This window comes from Streptomyces fuscigenes, assembly GCF_021556455.1.
Taxonomy (GTDB): domain Bacteria; phylum Actinomycetota; class Actinomycetes; order Streptomycetales; family Streptomycetaceae; genus Streptomyces; species Streptomyces fuscigenes.
The window spans coordinates 1-4,572 of the sequence record NZ_JAKGCV010000433.1 but is presented as its reverse complement, the minus strand read 5'-3'; the positions used below and the strand labels follow the sequence as shown (position 1 = coordinate 4,572).

The 4,572-nt window shown below is 77.7% G+C and carries 4 protein-coding genes; 3 read left to right on the top strand and 1 reads right to left on the bottom strand.

Annotated elements, in window-relative coordinates:
- The first annotated feature begins 102 nt into the window (after window positions 1–102).
- Window positions 103–1,284, top strand: coding sequence for a cytochrome P450 (locus L1885_RS24050; RefSeq protein ID WP_235799261.1), 1,182 nt, complete (start codon window positions 103–105; stop codon window positions 1,282–1,284).
- Window positions 1,285–1,461: 177 nt separating this feature from the next.
- Here L1885_RS24050 and L1885_RS24045 read toward each other — a convergent pair whose 3' ends face one another.
- Complete coding sequence (locus tag L1885_RS24045) at window positions 1,462–2,379, bottom strand: helix-turn-helix transcriptional regulator (RefSeq protein ID WP_235799260.1); 918 nt, start codon at window positions 2,377–2,379, stop codon at window positions 1,462–1,464.
- A 169-nt stretch (window positions 2,380–2,548) separates the two neighbouring features.
- On the opposite strand from L1885_RS24045, the gene L1885_RS24040 reads away from it, so the two are divergent.
- A complete protein-coding gene (locus L1885_RS24040; protein WP_235799259.1) occupies window positions 2,549–3,634 on the top strand; it encodes an aldo/keto reductase in 1,086 nt (361 codons plus the stop codon).
- A 109-nt stretch (window positions 3,635–3,743) separates the two neighbouring features.
- The coding region (locus tag L1885_RS24035) for a xylulokinase (protein WP_308117387.1) at window positions 3,744–4,572 on the top strand (829 nt) is incomplete at its 3' end.

The following is a 4,572-nucleotide window of genomic DNA, read 5'->3' as shown; positions in this document are numbered from 1 at the left end:
CGGCCGGGAGGCGCGGGGGCGCGGCGCGGGCGCGCGGTGCCGCCGGAGCGGGCGCGTGCGACCGCCTCCGGGCCTGTCACCAGCGCGGGTTAGGCTCGCGTGATGGTCCCAGCCCCCAGCGTCACGCTCGCCGAACTCGCCGCTGATCCCCACCCGCACCTCGCCCGCCTGCGGGCCGAGGGGCCCGTCGTGTGGGTGGAGGCGCTCGGGGGCTGGCTCGTGACCGGCCGGGAGCTCGCGGTGCGCGTGATGCGCGACGCGGCGACCTTCACCGTGGACGACCCGCGCTTCACCACCGCCAGGGTGATCGGGCCCAGCATGCTCTCCCTGGACGGCGCCGAACACGCCCGCCACCGGGACCCGTTCGTCGAGCCCTTCAAGCCGCGCGCGGTGCACGCGGCCTTCGCGGAGTCCATCGCGGGCGAGGCCGGCCGGCTGCTCGACGGGCTGGCGGGGCGCGGCGCGGGGGAGCTGCGGCGCGGCTTCGCCGGACCGCTGGCCGCGGTCGTCATGGCCGACGTGCTCGGCCTGAGGAACGTGCCCGTGCCCGACGTGCTCGGCTGGTACGACGCCATCGTGGCCGCCGTGGACCGGCTCACCCGCGGGGAGGAGGCCGGCGCCGAGGGCCCCGCCGCGTACGCCGCCCTGCGTGACGCCGTCGCCGCGACCGTACGGGCCGACGGCGCGCCGGACGGCCCGGCGGCCCAGGGGCTCCTCGCCGGCGCCGCCGAGCGGCTGGGGGTCGGCGACATCGCGGCGAACGCGGCCGTGCTGCTCTTCGGAGGCATAGAGACCACCGAGGGAATGATCGTCAACGCCCTGTACCACCTGCTGTCCGAGCCCGGCCTCGCTGACGAGGTGACCGCGGACCCGGGGCTGATCGGCGACGCCGTTGAGGAGTCGCTGCGCCTGGAGCCGGGTGCCGCCGTCGTGGACCGCTACGCCACCGCCGGCACCGACCTCGGCGGCGCCCGGATCGGCGCGGGGGATCTCGTCGTCGTGTCGCTGGCGGGCGCCAACCGCGACCCGGAGGTCTTCCCCGACCCGGACCGCTTCGACCTCCGCCGCCCCAACTCCCGCCTGCAGCTGGCCTTCGCGCACGGCCCGCACTACTGCCTCGGCGCGCACCTCGCCCGCCTGGAGGCGGTGATCGCGCTGCGGGCCTGCTTCGAGCGGCTGCCCGGGCTGCGCCTGGACGAGGACCGGCCGAGCGCGCCCTACGGGCTGGTCTTCCGCAAGCCGCGGGAACTGGCAGTCCGCTGGGACGCGCCCGCCGGCCGGTAAGGCGGTCCCTGGCGGCCGGGCCCTCGCCCTGCCCGCCGCGCCCCCGCCCGCCGCACGGCTCCCCGCCCGTGGAAGCCCCGTCCCCGCGGTTCCCCGCTCCCACAGGACCCCGCTCCCACCGCTGCCCGCCCTGACGGCGCCCCGCTCCCACGATCCCGCCCGCGGGGCTCCCGGCCCTCAGGAATCCCGGGCCGAGGCGCCGTCCGGGGCCCCGCCGCCCGCCCGTGCCGTGCCGCCCGACCACTGGAGCAGGAAGCGCAGCGCGGCCTCGGACTCCGAGTCGGGCGCGGCCGTGTAGGCCACCAGCATCTGGTCGGGCTCGGTGTCCACGGACAGCTGCTGCACGTCGAGCGTCAGCGGGCCGACCACCGGGTGCACGTACGTCTTGGCCAGCTCCCGGCCCCCGCGCACCCGGTGGCTCTCCCACCAGTGCGCGAAGTCCTCGTCCCGCGAGGTCAGTTCGTCGACCAGTGCGCGCAGTGCGGGATCCTCGGGCCGCCGGCCGGCCTCCATGCGCAGCACGGCCACGCAGTCGCGCGCGGCGCGGGGCCAGTCCGCGTACAGGTTCCGGTAGCCGTCGTCGAGGAACGTCAGCCGGATCAGATTGCGCTCGGCCCGGGGAAGCGCCGCGAAGTCCGTCAGGAGCGCCGCCGCCGCGGAGTTCCAGGCCAGTACCTCCGTCAGGCGGCCGAGCACCATCGCCGGGACGTCGCGCATGCCGTCGAGCAGCCGCAGCAGCCCCGGGGCGACCCGCGTCCGGCCCGCGCGCCCGGCCGCCGGTGCGGGCTGGGTGACATCGGCCACCGTGAAGAGGTACGCCCGTTCGTCCGGCGCGAGCTGCAGGGCGTCCGCGAGCGCGTCGAGCACCGGGCGGGAGACGCTCAGCGTCCTGCCCTGCTCCAGCCGTACGACGTAGTCGATGGACACGTGGGCGAGCTGGGCCAGCTCCTCGCGGCGCAGCCCCGGGACGCGGCGGAGCCTGCCGTCGTCCACCAGCCCGGCCTGCCGGGGGTCGAGGGCGGCCCGGCGGGCGCGCAGGAAGTCGCCCAGTTCGTTGTCGCCGCCGGCGGTGCCGGGGCCCGTGTGTCGCGCCATGGCTCCAGTCTCCGCCGGTCGGGGGGCGCGTGCCTGGTACTGGACTGCACAGGCAGAGTCCTCCCTGGTTCGCGGCGCCGCACGGCACGACGGTGGTGGGCAGGGCCGGTGAGCGCCATCCGCACCCCGGCCCGTCCCCGCCGGCCGCACGACCAGGGAGCGAACCACCATGACCGAACAGACCACCCCGACCGGGCCCGCCGCCACGACGGGCCCCTCCACGACGACAGGCCCCTCCGCCGCGGGCCGGGAGACCGCGGCGGACCGGACCTCCGCCGCCGACGGGACCTCCGCCGCCGACGGGACCCCCGCCGCCGACCGGACCCCCGCGGCCGGGCGCGCCGGGCTCCTCCTCGGCGGCGACCTGCCCACCGGCCCCATCGGCTACGGCGCAATGCGGCTCACCGGCCCCGGCCTGTGGGGCCCCTACCCCGACCGCGAGGCCGGGATCGCCGTGCTGAGGGGGGCCGTCGACGCGGGCGTGACCCTCGTCGACACCGCCGACGTCTACGGCCCGCACACGAACGAGCTCCTGATCCGCGAGGCCCTGCACCCCTATCCCGAGCACCTGGTGATCGCGACGAAGGGCGGCTTCGTGCGCGGCGGCCGCGACCTGTCCACGATCAGCGCGATCGGCAACCGGCAGTACCTGCGGCAGTCCGCGCGGCTGAGCGCGCGGCGCCTGGGCGTCGAGCGCATCGACCTCTACTACCTGCACAGCGGCTACGCGCAGGACGCGTCCTTCGAGGACCAGGTGGCCACGCTCGCCGAACTGCGCGACGAGGGCGTGATCCGGCACATCGGCCTGTCCAACGTGACCCCGGAGCAGCTGCGCGCGGCGCGCGCCGTCGTCGACATCGCGGCCGTCACCGCCCACTACAACCTCGTCGACCGGCAGCAGGCCGAGCTGCTCGACGCGGCCGTGGAGGCGGGCGCCGTCTTCTCGCCCTGGCAGCCCGTGTCCCTCACCCCGCCCGGGGACGCCACCGACACCGCGGGTCCCGAGGCGGTCCGCCGGGTCGTCGAGCCCGTCGCGCGGCGGCACGGCGCGACGACCGCGCAGGTCGCGCTCGCCTGGCTGCTGGCCAGGTCGCCCGCGATGCTGCCGGTCCCCGGCACCACGGGCCTCGCGCACGTACGGGAGAACCTGGCGGCCTCGGACCTGGAGCTGAGCGCGGACGAGATCCGCGCGCTGACCGCGCTCGCCCCGGAGGGCGCGACCGCCGGTGGCCCGGCCGCCCCGGGTACCCGCTGACCGGACCGCCCCGGGGGCCCGCTGACCGGACCGCTCCGGGCCCGGCGGCCCCGTGCGGCCGCCACCGCGCCACCGGCGGCGCGGGGCGGCCGGTGGCAGAGTGGGCCGTGTGACCGATGACGTGCTCCTGGGTGTCGACGTGGGAACCACCGCCGTCAAGGTCGTGTCGTTCTCCCCGGCGGGGGAGCCGCTGGTCTCCCACTCCGTGCCGCTCGCCCTGCGCCGCCCCCGGGAGGGCTGGGTCGAGCAGGACCCGGAGGACTGGTGGCGCGCCTGCGCCGAGGGGCTGCGGGCCGTCACCGCGGGCCTGCCGGCCGGGGCCGTGCGGGCCCTGGGGGTGGTGAGCCAGGTCAACACGCATCTGCTCGCCGACGCGGAGCTGCGCCCGCTCGGGCCCGCGATCGTCTGGCAGGACACACGGTGCGCCGGCACCGCGCGCGAGCTGGACGCCCGCTGGACGGCGGAGGACAAGTCGCGGCTGTGGGGCGGTCCGGTGACGCTCGACGCGTCGTACCTCCCGGCCCGCGCCCTCTGGTTCGCCCGGCAGCGCCCGCGGTGGTGGGCGGACGCGCGCTGGGTGCTCAGCCCCAAGGACTACGTGATCGCGCGGCTCACCGGCCGCGTCGCCACCGACCGGCTGACGCCCGTGCGCCTGGTCGACGCGAGCGGCGCCGCCTACCTGCACGAGGCCGTCGCCGCGGTGGACGGGCTGCCGGGGATGCTGCCGCCGCTGCGGGAGCCGGCCGAGGTGCTCGGACCCGTCACCGACCCGGACCTGGGCTGCGGCTCCGCACCCGTCGTGGTCGGCACCATGGACGCGTACGGCGCCTTCTTCGGGTCCGCGCTGACCGCGCCCGGGCGCGGGGCGGTCGGCCTCGGCACCTCCCTGGTGGTCGCCGGTTCGGCCGCGGCGGGGGCGGGCGGGGCGCCCCCGCGCA